This is a genomic window from Streptomyces sp. NPDC086989 (assembly GCF_044745505.1).
Lineage (GTDB): Bacteria > Actinomycetota > Actinomycetes > Streptomycetales > Streptomycetaceae > Streptomyces.
The window spans coordinates 18,816-34,688 of sequence record NZ_JBIVAL010000005.1; the positions used below are offsets into that span (position 1 = coordinate 18,816).

A 15,873-nucleotide genomic window follows, 5' to 3' on the forward strand; every position below is an offset into this window, starting at 1 on the left:
GCCGATGACCAGCCCGGCCGGTGCCGCCACCTTCCACCCCACGCACGTGGTCCCGCGCGAAGGGCTGCCCGCCTGGGAGGAACCCGACGTCTCCCGGCCCACCGCGGCCCTGGACCCCTTCCTGCCCGTGCAACTGCTGACCCGGCGCGGGGAGTGGGGGGAGATCCTGTGCGCCAACGGCTGGTCCGCCTGGGTGGACGGACGGCTGCTGGTCGCCGTCCCGGAGCCGCCACCGGCCGGCGGCATGCCGCCGACGCGCACCGAGGACCCGCTGCCGCTGCTCGCGCGCGGCGCCGAGACCCTGGAGCGCTACCGGCGGGCCGCCGTGGAACTCGCCGCGGGACGCACCGACTCCGGGGCCTTCGGGCGGGCGACCCGGGGACTGCGCGCCGGCATCGTGATCGACGGGGAGTCCGTCTGGCTGTACGAGGAGACCACCGGCCGCTGGATGTACGGGGACGGCACGCGCCTGACGACCTACGCGGCCGGTGAGGGCCCCGGCGCACCGGCCGAGCCGGATCCTCCGTCGCAGCCGCCGCGGGAAGCCGGACACGAGCCGACGCAGGTCTCGACCCCGCCCGGGAGCGGAGGGCGGTGATGGCGGCCGGCTCCCTCGGCGGACGGCCGTCCGACCTGTGCGGGAAACAGATCGCCGGATACCTCGTGGAGAGCGAGATCGGCCGGGGCGGCATGGCGGTCGTCTACCGGGCGCGCGACCTGCGGCTGGACCGGACGGTCGCCCTCAAGCTGCTGGCCCCCGAACTCGCGCGCAACGACACCTTCCGGCAGCGCTTCGCCCACGAGTCGAAGGTCGCCGCGGCGATCGACCACCCGCACATCGTCCCGGTCTTCGAGGCGGGGGAGACCGACGGACTGCTGTTCATCGCCATGCGGTACGTCCCCGGGCAGGACCTGCGCGCCCTGCTGGACCGCACCGGACCGCTGCCCGTGGAGACCGCCGCCCGGATCGCCGGGCAGGTGGCCTCCGCCCTGGACGCCGCGCACGATCACGACCTCGTCCACCGGGACGTGAAACCGGGGAACATCCTGGTCGCGGAGGGGACGGACAGCGAACACCCCGAGCACGTGTACCTGACGGACTTCGGACTGACCAAGAAGTCGCTGTCCCTGACCGGGTTCACCAGCGTCGGGCAGTTCGTCGGCACCCTGGACTACGTGGCGCCCGAGCAGATCTCCGGCAAGCCGGTCGACGCCCGCTGCGACGTCTACAGCCTGGGCTGCGTCGTCTACGAGACGCTGACCGGGAGCCCGCCGTTCCTGCGGGACGACGACATGGCCCTCCTCTGGGCCCACCAGTACGATCCGCCGCCGACGGTGAGTTCGCGGCGGCCCGGTCTGCCCGCCGCGGTGGACGGGGTACTGGCCAGAGCGCTGGCCAAAGCCCCGGACGACCGGTGGAACACCTGCCTGGAGTTCACGGCCGCGCTGCGCCGGGCCGGAGCGGAAGCGGCCCGGCCGCCCGCTGCGGCGCCCCCGGCCCCGCAGCCCCGCCCGATTCCGCAGCCCCCGCGCTGGGCGCTGCCGGTGTTCCGGGGCGGGAGGGACGAGGTCAGCGGCTGACGGTCTCCGCCGGCGCCCCGACGAGACCGCGGCGGTGGACAGGGCGGGCCAGCAGCGCCCCGAGGAAGCCCGCGAGCGCGCCCCAGAGCAGGGCGAGGCCCACGTTGCGCCACAGCACCGGCGTCAGCTCCACCTTGCCGCCGAGACCGCCGACGTCGCCGAGGCCCAGCAGGGACAGGCCCAACCGGGCCTGGACACCGGCCAGCAGGCACACCGTCAGGACGGCGAGGGCGAGGGCCACGCCCAAGTGGAGGGCGTGCTGCCAGGCGCGGACGCCCGCCGGGGAGCGGACGGCCGCCAGGAATCCGGCGCCGAGCAGCAGCACGGCGGCCACGACCACCAGCCACCAGGCGCGGGAGTCCCGCTGCGCGAGCGAGGCGACGTCGACCCGGGACAGGCCGGGCCCGCGCAGCACCTCGTCCGCCACCTGCGGCATCGGCAGCCCGAACGGCCCCTCGACCCTGCCCTCCCAGGCCCCGCCGAGCCCCAGGGTGAGGGCCGGCCAGGCCAGGTTCGGCAGGCCGAGCAGGATCACGGCGAACGTCCGGTCCGCATGCCCCTGCGTGGCGGCCACGACCAGCCCCACGCCGACGCCGACGACCACGTACGCGAGGAGCAGGACCACGGTGGCGAACGCGGCGGGCCGCACCGCCGCGTGGAAGCGGACCAGCCCGGCAGGCAGCGGTGCCCGCCGCGAGATCAGCAGGGCGACCAGCAGCAGGCCCAGGATCCACAGCAGCCCGAAGAAGAGGGTCGCGGGCAGCGCCGCCCGGAAGCCGGCCGTCGGGGAGGAGCCGAGCAGTTCGCCGAGGTCGGCGATCGGGGAGTCGCCGCCGACGCCGAAGCTCTGACGGGCGAGCAGCGCGGCGCCGGTGAGGGCGAGCAGCCACAGCACGACCAGCGGGACGACGTGGGCCAGCAGGAGTTCCCGCGGCCGGGCCACCGCCCGGTTGTGCAGCGGGCGCAGGAAGAGCGAGCCGGCCGTGAGGGCCCCGGCCAGGCTCACCGAGAGCGGGAGCACGGACAGGCTCGCGTCGGCCTCGGCCAGGAATCCGGCCCCGCCGGTCACCTCGACCGATCCGCCGGCCGCCATCACGACGACCGCCGCGAGCACCCGGGGGAACGCGCCGTCGGGTAGACCGGTCGCTCCGGCGCAGGCCAGACCCGCCGCGGCGACGGCGGTCATCGCCACGAAGCCCGCCACGACGGCGACGAGGGCGTCCCGCCACGCCCTCGCGGCGCCGCCGGGTGCCGAACGCGGTGCCGACGGACTGCTCACGCTGCAACCGTAGGCACGCTCCGTTCGCGGCCACCACCTGAACGGCGCACGCAAGGGGCCGCGGGAGTGCGGGAGTACCCCGGACTTCCCTATATGGAATGGGGGCCAGCTGCGGAACGTCCGCAGGGACCGGAACTCCTCCGTCTGGGAAGAAGAGCCCGTGACCACGCAACCCTCCGGCCCCGGCCGGGAGCCGCAGCGGCCGACGCAGTCCTCGCAGCCACCGCCCGGGCGCCCCACCGGCCCTCCCTCCGGTCCCCTCTCGGGCGGTGGGCAGGGCCCGCCCCTGCCACCGCCGCCCGCTCCGCCGCAGCCGCCCGGAGGCACGCCGCCCGGCTCGGCCGGGCCACCGGACAAGGGTCCCTGGTCGCGGTCCGTACCCCGGGTGGCCACCGCGCTCGTCGCGGTGGCCGCCGCCGTGGTCCTGGCCGTGGTGCTGACCCGGCCCGGCGGCACCCCCAGCGCCCGCGGCGAGGTGTTCCTCCAGCCCGCCTCCGCGACCGGCCCGGACCCGTTCACCGAGTCGACCGCCGCCAAGGAGGCCGTACCACCCCCGCAGAGCCCCGCGCCGTCGACGGGCAGCACGGCGCCCACCGCCACGCGCAGCATCAGCGGTGCGGCGCCGGGCCTGTACGGCGGGACCCAGTCCGTGGCCAGCTGCGACGTCGAGAAGCAGATCCGGGCGCTGTCCGCCCAGCCGGACAAGAACGCCGCGTTCGCCTCGGCGCTCGGCATCAGGCCGGCGTCCGTCCCGGGCCACCTGCGCTCGCTGACCCCGCTCCAGCTGCGCGCCGACACCCGCGTCACCAACCACGGCTACCGCGACGGCAAGGCCACCGCCTACCAGGCGGTGCTCCAGGCCGGGACGGCGGTCCTCGTGGACGACCGGGGCGTGCCGCGGGTGCGGTGCGCCTGCGGCAACCCGCTCGGCCCCCCGGTCGCGCTGAAGCCCGACCCGGAGCAGCACGGGCAGCCGTGGGGTTCGTACCAGCCGTCGAAGGTGGTGGTCATCGCGCCGTCGGCGACGGTCGTCGACAAGTTCGTGATCTACGACCACCACGGCGGGCGCTGGTTCGCCCGGGACCCGGGCGACCACCGGGGCAGCCACGACAGACCCGTGCCGCCCCCGGTGGTCCCGGCGCCGGTGACGCCCAGCCCCGCAGCCACCCGCACACCGCCGTCCCCCCAGACCTCGTCGGCGTCCCCGGTCCGGCCGACGGCGTCGCCCACCCCGTCCGGCCCGGCGTCCGAACCGGGCGCGACACAGCCGCCCACGCCCCCGCCGTCGTCCAGGCCCCCGTCCGCGCCGCCGTCCGAGCCCTCGTCCGCCACCCCGTCGGTCACTCCGTCGGTCACTCCGTCGGTCACTCCGGCCGCCGGCAAGACCTCGGGCCCCGCCATCGGATAGCCGGCCGGCGGCCTGTGCGGGCACACGTCCGGGAACGGTGAGACCCTGGCTGCATGGCCGAAAGGGGAGCGAGCCCCGAGGTCGACTGGCCCGCACAGCCGGACATGAGCCTCGCGCTCAACCGCATGGGCACCTTCGACTGGGACCTCGACAGTGGGCAGATGCATCTGGATCCCACCGCCCTGAGGGTCCTCGACCTGCGCCCGGAGGAGTTCAGCGGCACCCCCGACGGGCTGCGGGCCCGGGTGCAGCCGGGCGAGGAGGTCCGGCTCGACGCCCGGGTCGCGCAGGCGCTCAAGGACGGCCGGAGCCATTACGGGGCGTACGTCCGCACCCGCGGCCGCGACGGCACCCCCTCCTGGACCCACGTCCAGGGCCACATCCTGCGCGACGCCAACGGCCGTCCGTACCGGATCATCGGGATCCTGCGCGACGCCGCCCACGACCCCGGCGACCCGGGCGCCGGCGGGGAGCAGGCCGAGGGACGGCGCCGCATGACCGGCGTCGTCGAGCGGACCAGCGCCATCCTGGCCCACGCCCGCACCGTCAACGACGTGACCGACGTCCTGAAGGACCCCAAGGCGCTCGGCCACCTGGGCGCGGTCAGCGTGATGCTCGGCATCGTCGACGGCGGCCGGATCCACCTCGTCGCGGAGGGTCAGCTCGGCTCGTACGTCCCGGAGATCGAGTACACCCGCATCGACGCGCAGTTCCCGATGAGCGAGGCCGTACGCAACCTCCAGCCGGTCTTCATCGCCTCGCGCGAGGTGTTCCAGCGGAGCTACCCGGAGCTCTGGCCGTACATCGAGCCGCTGTCCGTGCGCAGCGGCGTCTACCTGCCGCTGATCGCCCAGGGGCGGGCCATCGGCGCGCTCGGCCTGCTGTACCGGCGGGACGGGGATTTCACCGCCGAGGAGCGGAACCTGCTCGTCGCCCTCGGCAGCGGCATCGCACAGAGCCTGCAGCGCGCCATGCTCTTCGAGCAGGAGCACGACCTGGCGGAGGGCCTCCAGCGGGCCATGCTGCCGCGCCGGATCCCGGAGGTGCCGGGAGCGCGGATCGCCGTACGGTACCGGGCCGCCCGGATGGGACGCGACATCGGCGGCGACTGGTACGACGTGATCCCGCTCGGCGACGGCCGCGTCGGGGTGATGATCGGCGACGTGGAGGGCCACGACACCGACGCGGCGGCCGTCATGGGCCAGCTGCGGATCGTCCTGCGGGCCTACATCGCCGAAGGGCACACCCCGGGCACGGCCATGGGGCGGGCCTCGACCTTCCTGCGGGAGCTGGAGACGGACCGTTTCGCCACCTGTACGTATGCCGAGATGGACCTGAACTCCGGCATGCTGCAACTGGTCCGCGCCGGCCACCTCGACCCGGTCGTGCGGCGCGGCGACGGCAGCTGCCACCGGATCCCGGTGGCCGGCGGGCTCCCGCTCGGACTGCCGCCGGGCGAGCAGTCGGGGACCGGGGCCGGATACCCGGTCACCAGTCTCGAACTGCACCCCGGCGACACCCTGGTGCTGTGCACGGACGGTCTGCTCGAACGACCCCAAGGCGCCCCCGAAGCGGGCATGCGTGAGCTCATGGAGGCGGTCCGCAGCGGGCCGGTGGACGTCGAGGAGCTCGCCGACGTCCTGTGCGACCTGGTCGGGGACGCGGGCGCGGGGGACGACATGGCCCTGCTCCTGCTGCGCCGCCGCGGCACCCCCACCCCGCGCGGTGGCGGACCGCTGCGGCTGCGGCTCACCCCGGGTGACCCCGAGGGCCCGGCGATGGCCCGCCACCTGATCCGCGCGGCGGTGGCCGCGTGGGGCGCCCGGGAGCGGTCCGACGAGATCGAACTGGCGGCGGACGAGCTGATGACCAATGCCCTCGTGCACACCGACGGCGTCGGCCACGTCAACGTGAGGCTGACGCCGGAGGGCCGGATCCGCATCGAGGTCGAGGACTCCAGCAGCGCCCTGCCGCACCGCCGCGAGGCCGGCGACTGGGCGGTGTCGGGGCGCGGCCTGCTGCTGGTGGACCGGCTCGCGGAGGACTGGGGCGTGGAGCCCCGGGGCGGGGGGAAGTGCGTGTGGTGCGAGTTCACCGTGCCGGGGCACGCAGGGGCACGGTGAGGCCCGGGCCCGGCCGGCGGCCCTGCGCCTGATCGCCGGGTCGCGGTCCGCCCGGCCCGGGTCCGCCGGGCGGGGAGGGGACCCGCACCACCCGCCGGGACCCGCACCACCCGCCGGGACCCGCAGCACCCGCCGGGACCCGCACCACCCGCCGGGCGGTGACCGGCGCGGGGAAACCTCGCGGAACGAGCCGTCCGGCGCGCACCGGGTGCCGGCGGTCCAGGTCTCCCTGGCGGTCAGGCGCCGCCCGACGTCCTCCGGGTCGGCGCTCACGCGCCCCAGGGGCGGGAAGACGTACGCGCTGACGGCCGCCGGGAACAGGCTGACCGCGGCGACGACCCCGAGGAGCGCGTGACCGCGACCGCCGGGCCGTGCGGTGCGCGCACTACGTCGACGGGGGACCACGGGGCTGCGCAGGGCATCCCGGGACGGGGCCCGCCGGGGCGCCCGGGCCGCCCGGCGGGCGCCGGCGGGCGCATTCGGACCGTTCGGACGTTGCCGGTCCCGCGTCCGGCGGCCGGATGCCTTCCGGAGCCGGACGGCGGGCGAATGGCTGAAACCGCGGGGCGCGGACCGCCGTGCCCGTACGGGACGGGCCGAGTGGCCCATCCTGCCTGGGTGCTGAGCCTGCGTCCGCGTCCGCTGCTGCCCGTGCTCTCCGTCCTGCTCGCCGTCGTCCTCTCCGTCCCCGCGCGGGCCGCCGGCGTGGAGGCGGACGGGATCGAGACCGCCCGAACGGGCCGGCAGATCGTCCCCGGGGTCCGCCTGGAGTCGTACGACCGGCTGGAAGCCGACCGCTGGCTGCGGATCGACGAACTCCTCGTCGACCTCGGCGGGAGCTCCGGCCTCCGCGCCGAATACCTGGGCGGCCACGGACCGGCCACCGTCGCCGACACCGCGGCCCGCCACGCCGCCGGCAGCGGCCGGCGCGTCGTGGCCGCCGTGAACGGCGACTTCTTCGACATCCGCGGTACGGGCGCGCCCCTGGGCCCCGGCCTCGGCGCCGGCCGGCTGCTGCACTCGGCCGGTCCCGGACCCGGTGCGGCCCCCGCCGTCGGGTTCGGCGCCGACAGCACCGGCCGGGTCCTGCGGATCGGCCTCGACGGCAGCGTCACCCTGCCCGGTGGGACGGTGCGTCCACTGGCCGGCTACAACGCCGCCCGCCCGGCCACCGACGGCCTCTCCGCCTACACCGCCGACCATCCCGGTGCGCAGCTGCCCGCCGTGGGCATCGCCGTGCCGGTCCGGGACGGCCGGGTCGCCGCAGCCGCCGCCCCGGTACGCGGCCCGGTCCGCCCGGCCCTCGGAACCACCCTGCTCACCGCCCCCGCGGGCGGTGCGGCCGCCGCCGAACTCGCCGCCCTGCACCCGGGGGACGCCGTCACCGTCGCCGCCCGCCCCGCCCCGGACACCGGGCCGGTCCCGGTGGCGGCCGTCGGCGGGCGCGAGGCCCTCGTCGTGGCCGGCGTACCGCAGGACCACGACGGCGAGCCGAACAACACCGCCGCGCCGCGCACGGCCGTCGGGTTCTCGCGCGACGGGCGGCGGCTGCGGATCCTCACCGTGGACGGCCGTCAGCGCGACAGCGGCGGCCTCACCCTGACCGAACTGGGCCGCATGATGCACCGGCTCGGCGCGTACGAGGCCCTGAACCTCGACGGCGGCGGCTCCACGACCCTGCTCGCCGCGCTGAGTGGGGCCACGGCCCTGACGCTGGAGAACTCCCCGTCGGACGGGCGGCAGCGGCCCGTGCCCAACGGACTCGTCCTCACGGCCCCGGCCGGCTCCGGCCGGACCGCCGGCTACCGGGTCGAACCCGCCGGCGGCGCCACCGAGGACCTCACCCGGGTCTTCCCCCGGCTCAGCCGGACCCTCACGGCCACCGGGTACGACGCGCTGCTGGGCCCGGCCCCGGGGGCGCCGGCATGGTCCGCCGACGGGGCCGGCACGATCGACTCCGCCGGGGTCTTCCACGCCGTGCGCCCCGGTCGTGCGACGGCGCACGCCCGGCGCACGACGGCGCATGGCACGCTCCCGCTCCAAGTCCTCGGGCCGCTGACCCGGATCCGGCCCACGCAGGCCCGGATCGGGCTCGCGGAGCAGGGGGAGGCGGCGGGCTTCCGGCTGACCGGGTACGACGCGCAGGGCGCGGCCGCCGTCGTGGAACCCCGCGACGTGGCCCTGGAGTTCGACCGGTCGCAGTGGAACGTCACCGACGACGGGCGGGGCGGCTTCACCGTCACCGCCCTCGTGCCGCAGGCCACCGGTCGGCTGCGCGCCACCGTACGGGCCGCCGCCGGGGCAGGAGCCGCCGGGGCCGGAGCCGCCGTGCCCGGAGCCGCCGTGCCCGGAGCCGCCCCGCCCGGAGCTGCCGGGGGCGCCTTCGCAAGGGCCTCCGGGGTGAGCGCCGAAATCCCGCTCGGCGTCGGGCTGGTGACCCTCCCCCTCACCGACCTGGCCGATGCCGCCGACTGGACCGGACCGGGCGCCGCCCCGGCCGTGGGACACCCCGGCGCGGGGCTCGCCTTGGACCTGCCCCGGCCCGCGGCCGGGGCGAGCGCCGCCCCGCCGCGGCCCCTTCCCGTCCCGGAACTCGCCCGTTCGCTCACGCTCTGGGTCGGCGGCGACGGCTCCGGAGCCCGGCCCGCCGTGGAACTGACCGATGCGGACGGGGCCCCCGTCACCGTCCGCGGGCCCGCGACGGACTGGACCGGCTGGCGGGAGGTCACCCTCGCGCTCCCGGCCACCGTACGTCCGCCGCTCAGCGTGACCCGGCTCTCGGCGGTCGGCGGGACCGGCCCCGGACGGCTGGCGCTGGACACGCTCGGCGCCCGGACCCCGCCCACCGGGCCCGCCGTGGAGTCCGAGGTCCGGGATCCGATCGTGGCCACCGAGGCCGGGGTGCGGGCACGGCCCTGGCGGTTCGCCGTCGAGCCGGGCGCCGGGGGCCGCGGCGGGACCGCCGGCGCGGCCGCCGACTTCGTACTGACCGGCGCCGACGGGCCCGCATTCGTCCACCGCGGCGTACGGTTCCTGCCGCTCGACACCACCCGGCCCACCGTGGGCGGCGGCGGTCTGTACCGGATCCGGGCCCTGCGCGAGGCTCTGGCGGCCGCCGCCCGGGAGCCGGCCACGGGCGCGCTGGCCGTCGTACAGGCCCATGCGCCGACCACCGTGGACCGCAAGGAAACGGCCCTCACGGCGCATCTGCTCGCCGAGTTCCGGCGCACCACCGGAAAACGGGCAGCCGTGATCACCCTCGGCGCCCCCGCCTTCACGGCCGGCCGCTCCGAGGGCGTCCTCTCGGTCGCCGCCCCGCACACCGGCCGGACCGTCGTCGGCGTGGACGCCTTCGCCCCGGGGGACTGGCTCGCCGTCCGGCCGGCCGGAGCGGTGACCGCAAGGCACTGAGGGGACGCTCTGACCGCTTCACCCGATTCGGCCGCTGGCTTGGGCCAGGTGGGCTGGTGGCGCGGAGCGACGGGGTTCGAGATCATCCGATCATGTCGGATGACACGCCAGGACAGGACCTCCCAGCCGGCTTCGGGTTCCGGCCGTATCGGGGCGACGAGGACCACGGCCCCATGGCCGCGGTGCGGCGGGGATGTGTCGAACGGGACCGGGTCGACGCCCGTTCGGTTGTGGAAGGGCTCCCGACCGCGGCCGAGATCGCCGAGGCCTCTGCCAAGCTGGACGAGCCGTCCAGGAACCAGGTCCTGGTGGTACGCGACGGGAGCGTCGTCGGCTACTCGGCGATCCGCTGGTGGCAGGAGCGGGACGATACGTGGCTTTACCTGCACCGCGGTCACCTCTTGCCCGAGCATCGCGGCCAGGGCATCGGGTCAGCCATGCTGAGCTGGGCCGAAGAGCGGATCCGCCAACTCGTCGAAGACCACGGCACGGCGCGGACGGCAGTGATCGGTGCGAATGCCATGGTCTCCGAGCAGGACGCCACGGCGCTTCTGCTCGCAGCCGGCTACCGACGTGTCTTCAGTCTCGTCGAGCTGGAGCTGAGCGATCTGCGGCAGTTGCCCGAGCCGGGCAGCGAACTCCCGGACGGGATACGGACCGGGCCGATCGGGACCAGCCACTACCGTGCGGCCTGGAGGACGGTCGTCGATTCGTATGCGCACACCGGTTTCACTCAGAAATGGTCCTTCCAGGACTTTGTCGACACCGCCGACCCGGCATGCTGGAGGGCTGCGTGGAACGGGCAGGACATGCTCGGCGTGGCCCTCTGCTCCATCCGCAGCCACGACCCCACCATGGGCGAGGTGGAAGAGCTGAGCGTCCGAACGGACCAGCGACGCCGCGGACTCGGCCGGATCCTGCTGCTGGAAGGGCTGCGAAGCCTTCGCGAACAGGGTGCAACGACGGCCAGGCTGTACACGGGCACGGCAAATCCGCACCGATCCTACGATCTTTACGAGAGCGTGGGGTTCCGCAGACAGAACGAGTACGTTCGTTACCGCAAGCCGCTCGCTTGACCGACCGTGCCCCGAGCAGGTCGAGCAGGAATCCGACGCTGGCGGCCGCGTCGAGGTGGCCGGCGAGCGGGTTGCCGTCGCGGTGGTTCTTCACCGAGCGGTAGAGCGCGTTGGCGTAGGTGACGGGTGGTCATGCCGTCATGGGCCCGGGAGCCCTTGAGGACGAGGCCGACGACGGCCGGGTCGGCCGTCGCGTCGGCTACGAACGCCTTGAAATCCAGTGTCACGCCAGTTCCTTGCGCATCAGAGTGCACATCGTCTCGTACCGCTGGAGCGAGCCTTCCTCGGCCTCCACGTCCCAGGAGTCGAGCTCGCGGCCGAAGGCCCGGTAGCCCAGACGCTCGTAGAGGCCGCGGGCGCGCGGGTTGCTCTCCTCGACGCCGAGTTCGGCGCGGGGCAGGCCGCGGGCGCCGATCCGCTGCTCGGCGGAGCGGATCAGCAGCGTGCCGATCCCGCAGGACTGCAGGGCCGGGTGGACGCCGAGTTGCCAGAGCGTGCCGACGCCGGGCTTGACCGTGTAGTCGATGCCGCCGACCGCCACCGGGAGCCCGACCGGCGTGCAGACTGCCAGGTAGTCGATCTCGCCCGCCTCGGCGCGGCGGATCTGGTGGACGAGCTCGCGCACGTGCTTGGGTGAGCCGGCCCAGGTGCAGGCAGGCAGGTCCGCGTCGGTGAGGCCGCGCACCGATAGGTGCAGCCTGATCTCGGTCATCGCCTCAGGATGCCCTCTGAGGGCTGTCCCGTGATCCCCGGCGGGCACGCGACGCCGGCAAACGGCACCTCGCTGCGTTGTCGGAACGCCCGGATACGGTTTTGCGGGACGGCCCTTAGAGCCGGACGAGTGTGACCTCGGTGGCCTTCACGCTCGTCCATACCTTCGAGCCGTCGGCCAGGCCCAGTTCGGCCGCGGCCTCCGGGGTGATCTCCGCGACCAGGTCGGGGGCCTCGCCCGAGGCCACCAGCACGCGCAGCCGGCTCCCGACCGCGGTGATCTCCCGTACGGAGCCCTGCCAGACGTTGCGGGGACTGCCGGCCGGGCGCTCGCGGTGCACCGACACCGCCTCCGGGCCGATGATCGCCAGTGCCCGGCAGCCCTCGGGCAGCGCCTCCGCCACCACCAGCCGTCCGCCGCCCGCCAGTGCGAGGCCGTCGGCCGACGCGGTGCCGGGCCAGGCGTTGCGGCCCAGCATCCGTGCGACCCACGGGGAGCGGGGATGGCGGGTGACCTCCGAGGGCGGGGCCTCCTGGAGGGTGCGCCCGTCGGCGAGGACCAGGACCCGGTCGGCGAGGGAGACCGCCTCGACGGGGTCGTGCGTGACGATGAGGCAGACCCCGCCGAAGCCGGCCAGATGGGTGCGCAGGGTGTGGCGGACCCGGGCCCGGGTGGTCTGGTCGAGCGCGGCGAGGGGCTCGTCGAGGAGCAGCAGGCGGGGCCGGGCGGCCAGCGCGCGGGCCAGGGCGACGCGCTGGGCCTGGCCGCCGGAGAGCTGGGCGGGCTTGCGGGCGGCGAGATGGCCGACGCCGAGCCGGTCCAGCCACAGCTGCGCCTCGCGGCGGGCCTCGGCGCGTGGCACGCGGCGGGCGCGCAGCCCGTACGCGGTGTTGGCCAGGGCGGTCAGGTGCGGGAAGAGGGCGCCGTCCTGCGGGACCCAGGCGACCTGGCGCCGGTGCGGGGGCAGCGCCGTGACGTCGGTGTCGCCGAGCCGGAGGTCGGCGTGGGCGCGCGGGGTGAGGCCGAGGAGGGCGCGCAGCAGGGTGGTCTTCCCGGCGCCGTTCTCGCCGACGACGGCGATGGTGGTGCCGGGATCGGCGTCGAGGGTGAGCTCGTTGAAGCCGGTGACCTCGGCGTGCAGGGGCCAAGGGCCGCCGTCGTGGGGGGCGGCGGGCGGGTCGAGGGTCCGGTCGGGGTCCGGGCCGGGGGCGTGCGCGGCGGCGGGTTCGGCCACGTCGGCGGGCAGGCCGGCGTGCAGGCCGGCGGGCGCCACTACCGCCTCGGCCTCCTGCGGCTTCTGCGGTGCCCCGGCGGGCCCGGCCGTGACCGGGGTGCCGGTCCAGCGGCCGCGCAGGGCGATCAGTACGGCCATGGCGGTCACGAGCAGCAGCAGGGAGACGGAGGTCGCGGCCTCCGGCGCGTCCTGCAGCAGGAGGTAGACCTGGAGGGGCAGGGTCTGGGTCGTCCCGGGCAGGTTTCCCGCGAAGGTGATGGTCGCGCCGAATTCGCCCAGCGCGCGGGCCCAGGTCAGCGCCGCGCCGGCGACCAGCCCGGGCGCCACCATGGGCAGTGTCACGGTGAAGAACACCCGCACCGGCGAGGCCCCGAGGGAGGCGGCGGTCTCCTCGTAGCTCTGCTTGAGGCCGCCGAGCGCACCCTCCAGGCTGATGACGAGGAACGGCATGGCGACGAAGGTGGCCGCCACGACGGCGCCCGACGTGTGGAAGGGCAGCGTGACCCCGAACGTGCCCTCCAGCCAGGGCCCGAGCAGTCCGCGCCGGCCGAAGCCCAGCAGCAGGGCCACACCGCCGACCGTCGGCGGCAGCACCATCGGTAGCAGCACCAGCGAGCGGACGAACGCCTTCCCCCTGAACGGGACCCGGGCCAGCAGCCAGGCCAGCGGTACGCCGAGGAGCAGCGAGAGCCCCAGGGCCCACAGCGACACGACGAGCGACAGGCGCAGCGCCTCGACCACACCCGGACTGGTGAGATGCGCGCCGAGCCGGCTCCACTGGGTGCGGCTGAGGATGCCGACCAAGGGCAGCAGCAGGAACGCGACGGCGAGCAGCGCGGGGAGCGCCAGGGCGGCGGGGGGCCGGGTGCGGGTGCGGGGTCTGCTCATATGGGTTCCTGGCGGGAGCGTGGGTGGATGCGGGGATACGTGGACACGGGGGACCGGCGGGCGGTACGCCGAAGGGACTGCCCGCCCCCCCCGGACCGGGCAGTCCCCCCTTTCGTCGTTCGGTCTCTCCGGCCGTGCGGCCGGTCACGCCTTCTGGAAGCCCGCGTCCTGGAGGATCTTCTGCGCCTCGGGACCGCTCAGCCAGGCCACGAACGCGGCGGCGGCCTCGGCGTTCTTGGAGGACGTGAGGGTCGCGGCCGGGTAGGAGGCGACGGCGTTCTGGTCGTCCGGGATGTCCACGTTGACGACCTTGTCCCCGGACTTGGCGGAGTCGGTCTTGTAGACGAGGCCGGCGTCGGCCTCGCCGAGCTCGACCTTGCTCAGCACGGCGCGCACGTTGGGCTCCTGGGAGACCGGCTTCACCTCGATCTTCTGCGCGTCGAGGATCTGCTTGCTGTAACGGCCGACCGGGACCTCGGGCGCGGCGAGAACGACCTTGATCTTGCTGTCGGCGAGGTCCTTCAGCTCGTCGACCTTGAAGGGATTTCCCTTGCCGGTCGCGATGACCAGGCGGTTCCTGGCGATGATCGAGGGGGCGCCGGTCTCGGCCTTGAGGCCGTCCATCGTCTTGGTGTCGGCGGTGACCAGCGCGTCGGCGGGGGCGCCCTGCTTCACCTGGGCGGCCAGTTCCTGGGAGCCGGCGAAGGAGAAGGTGACCTTCGTGCCGGGGTGCGCCTTCTCGTACGCGGCGCCCGCGGTCTTGAAGACGTCGGTGAGCGAGGACGCCGCCAGAACGGTCAGGTTGGCGGCCTTGGCCGTGGCCTCGGCGGAGGCGGGGGCCGAGGCGGAGGCCCCGGTGCCGGAGGCCTTGTCGTCGCTGCTGCCGCAGGCGGACAGCGCGGGCACGAGGAGGGCGGCGGTGAGCGCCGCGAAGACGGCGCCGCGGCGGTTCGGGATCGGGGACATGGGCTGGTGCTCCTCGGTCGGGTCGGCGGCCGGCCGGGTGCCGGTTCCGCGCGGTGGTGACCCGCGCCGGTGACGGGCGGAGCGGGTGGGGACGTGCGCTGGTGCTGGACGGTCAGGTGCGGTCGATGTGCACGCTGGTGGACTTCACGCGGGCGGTGGCCTGCATGCCGACCTCCAGTCCGAGCTCCTCGACGGCCTCACGCGTGAGGAGGGAGACCAGGCGGTGGGGACCTGCCTGGATCTCGACCTGGGCGGCGACGTCTCCGAGCTTGACCGCGGTGACGATGCCGGGGAACGCGTTGCGGGCCGAGGTGTAGGGCTCGTCGTCCTCGGCGTGGGCGCCCTGTCCCACCTCCACGGAGAATGCGGCCAGGTCGCGGCCGTCGATCAGTCGCCGGCCGGCGTCGTCGCGATGGGTCGCGACCCGGCCGGCGTCGGCCCAGCGGCGGGCGGTGTCCGGGCTCACGCCCAGCAGGCGCGCCGCCTGTCCGATGGTGTAGGACTGCATGTGCGACACGGTAGGGGCACGTGTCCCGCATTTGCAATTCGTTTCGGATGATGTATATGGCAGATGCAATGCGTCTTGGCTGATCTGCCAAAATGCGTTCCGGTTTTGCGGGGGCGGCTCGCTAAAGTGCTGGCATGGCTGATGAAGCAACGGGAACGGGAACCGCCCGGGTCGACGCCTGGATCTGGTCGGTCCGCCTGACGAAGACCCGCTCGGTCGCGGCGACCGCCTGCCGGGCGGGCCATGTGAAGGTCAACGGAGAGCGCGCGAAGCCGGCGCAGACGGTGCGGGCGGGGGACGAGGTACGGCTTTTCCACGCGGGGCGCGAGCGCATCGTCGTGGTCAAGCAGCCCGTGACGAAGCGGGTGGGCGCGCCGGTGGCCGCGGAGTGCTTCGTCGACAACAGCCCGCCCCCGCCGACGCGCATCGAGGCCGAGGTGGTCGGCGTCCGCGACCGCGGCACGGGGCGCCCGACGAAGCGCGACCGCCGCGAAATCGAATCCCTCCGCGGCCGCTGACCGCTCCTGCGCCGTCGGCCCCGGCCGAACCGCTGACCGCCGCCGAACCGGCCGGGGCTTCGCCCCCGGCCGGACCGCTGAGCGCTGCGGAGCGGCCGGGCGCGGCTGGCCGCTGCTGAGCCGCCGCCCCCGGCCCCGAACCGCTGACCGCTCCCGAACCGCTGACCGT

General features: G+C 75.3%; 12 protein-coding genes. 7 read left to right on the plus strand and 5 right to left on the minus strand.

The annotated features are described in order from the left end of the window. Positions 1-4: 4 nt before the first annotated feature. Together ACIPK4_RS12910 and ACIPK4_RS12915 are read left to right on the plus strand one after the other, a co-directional pair. Positions 5-598, plus strand: coding sequence for a hypothetical protein (locus ACIPK4_RS12910; RefSeq protein ID WP_402311862.1), 594 nt, complete (start codon positions 5-7; stop codon positions 596-598). Beyond that, a complete protein-coding gene (locus ACIPK4_RS12915; protein ID WP_402311865.1) occupies positions 598-1,581 on the plus strand; it encodes a serine/threonine-protein kinase in 984 nt (327 codons plus the stop codon). The genes ACIPK4_RS12910 and ACIPK4_RS12915 overlap by 1 nt, the downstream gene beginning before the upstream one ends. Here ACIPK4_RS12915 and ACIPK4_RS12920 read toward each other — a convergent pair. Further along, entirely contained in the window at positions 1,571-2,860 is a 1,290-nt protein-coding gene (locus ACIPK4_RS12920; RefSeq protein WP_402311868.1) for a streptophobe family protein, read from the minus strand. The two genes, ACIPK4_RS12915 and ACIPK4_RS12920, sit on opposite strands and share 11 nt — an antisense overlap. A 160-nt stretch (positions 2,861-3,020) precedes the next feature. On the opposite strand from ACIPK4_RS12920, the gene ACIPK4_RS12925 reads away from it, so the two are divergent. The 4 genes from ACIPK4_RS12925 (at position 3,021) to ACIPK4_RS12940 (ending at position 10,878) form a co-directional block, all read left to right on the plus strand. After that, positions 3,021-4,268 carry a DUF6777 domain-containing protein gene (locus ACIPK4_RS12925; RefSeq protein ID WP_402311871.1) on the plus strand — a complete coding sequence of 416 codons (1,248 nt, stop codon included), beginning with the start codon at positions 3,021-3,023 and terminating at the stop codon, positions 4,266-4,268. 53 nt (positions 4,269-4,321) lie between these two features. Beyond that, the gene (locus ACIPK4_RS12930; protein ID WP_402311874.1) at positions 4,322-6,391 is read left to right on the plus strand and encodes a SpoIIE family protein phosphatase; all 2,070 of its coding nucleotides are present in this window, start codon (positions 4,322-4,324) and stop codon (positions 6,389-6,391) included. 618 nt (positions 6,392-7,009) lie between these two features. After that, positions 7,010-9,802, plus strand: a complete 2,793-nt coding sequence (locus tag ACIPK4_RS12935; RefSeq protein ID WP_402311876.1) for a phosphodiester glycosidase family protein — start codon at positions 7,010-7,012, stop codon at positions 9,800-9,802. Between the two features lie 92 nt (positions 9,803-9,894). After that, positions 9,895-10,878, plus strand: coding sequence for a GNAT family N-acetyltransferase (locus ACIPK4_RS12940; protein WP_402311879.1), 984 nt, complete (start codon positions 9,895-9,897; stop codon positions 10,876-10,878). Positions 10,879-11,101: 223 nt separating this feature from the next. Here ACIPK4_RS12940 and ACIPK4_RS12945 read toward each other — a convergent pair whose 3' ends face one another. From ACIPK4_RS12945 to ACIPK4_RS12960, 4 genes are all read right to left on the minus strand, one after another. Further along, positions 11,102-11,590, minus strand: coding sequence for a GNAT family N-acetyltransferase (locus tag ACIPK4_RS12945; RefSeq protein ID WP_402311882.1), 489 nt, complete (start codon positions 11,588-11,590; stop codon positions 11,102-11,104). A 115-nt stretch (positions 11,591-11,705) separates the two neighbouring features. Beyond that, positions 11,706-13,712 carry an ABC transporter permease gene (locus tag ACIPK4_RS12950; protein WP_402311883.1) on the minus strand — a complete coding sequence of 669 codons (2,007 nt, stop codon included), beginning with the start codon at positions 13,710-13,712 and terminating at the stop codon, positions 11,706-11,708. A 144-nt stretch (positions 13,713-13,856) separates the two neighbouring features. After that, positions 13,857-14,678, minus strand: a complete 822-nt coding sequence (modA, locus tag ACIPK4_RS12955) for a molybdate ABC transporter substrate-binding protein (RefSeq protein ID WP_402311886.1) — start codon at positions 14,676-14,678, stop codon at positions 13,857-13,859. Between the two features lie 112 nt (positions 14,679-14,790). Beyond that, on the minus strand, positions 14,791-15,186 hold the full coding sequence (locus tag ACIPK4_RS12960; RefSeq protein ID WP_266669753.1) for a helix-turn-helix transcriptional regulator: 396 nt from the start codon (positions 15,184-15,186) through the stop codon (positions 14,791-14,793). A gap of 134 nt (positions 15,187-15,320) precedes the next feature. Between ACIPK4_RS12960 and ACIPK4_RS12965 the strand changes: the two genes are divergently transcribed. Further along, positions 15,321-15,704: an RNA-binding S4 domain-containing protein gene (locus ACIPK4_RS12965; RefSeq protein WP_402311889.1), complete on the plus strand. Its 384-nt coding sequence runs from the start codon at positions 15,321-15,323 to the stop codon at positions 15,702-15,704. Positions 15,705-15,873 lie beyond the last annotated feature (169 nt).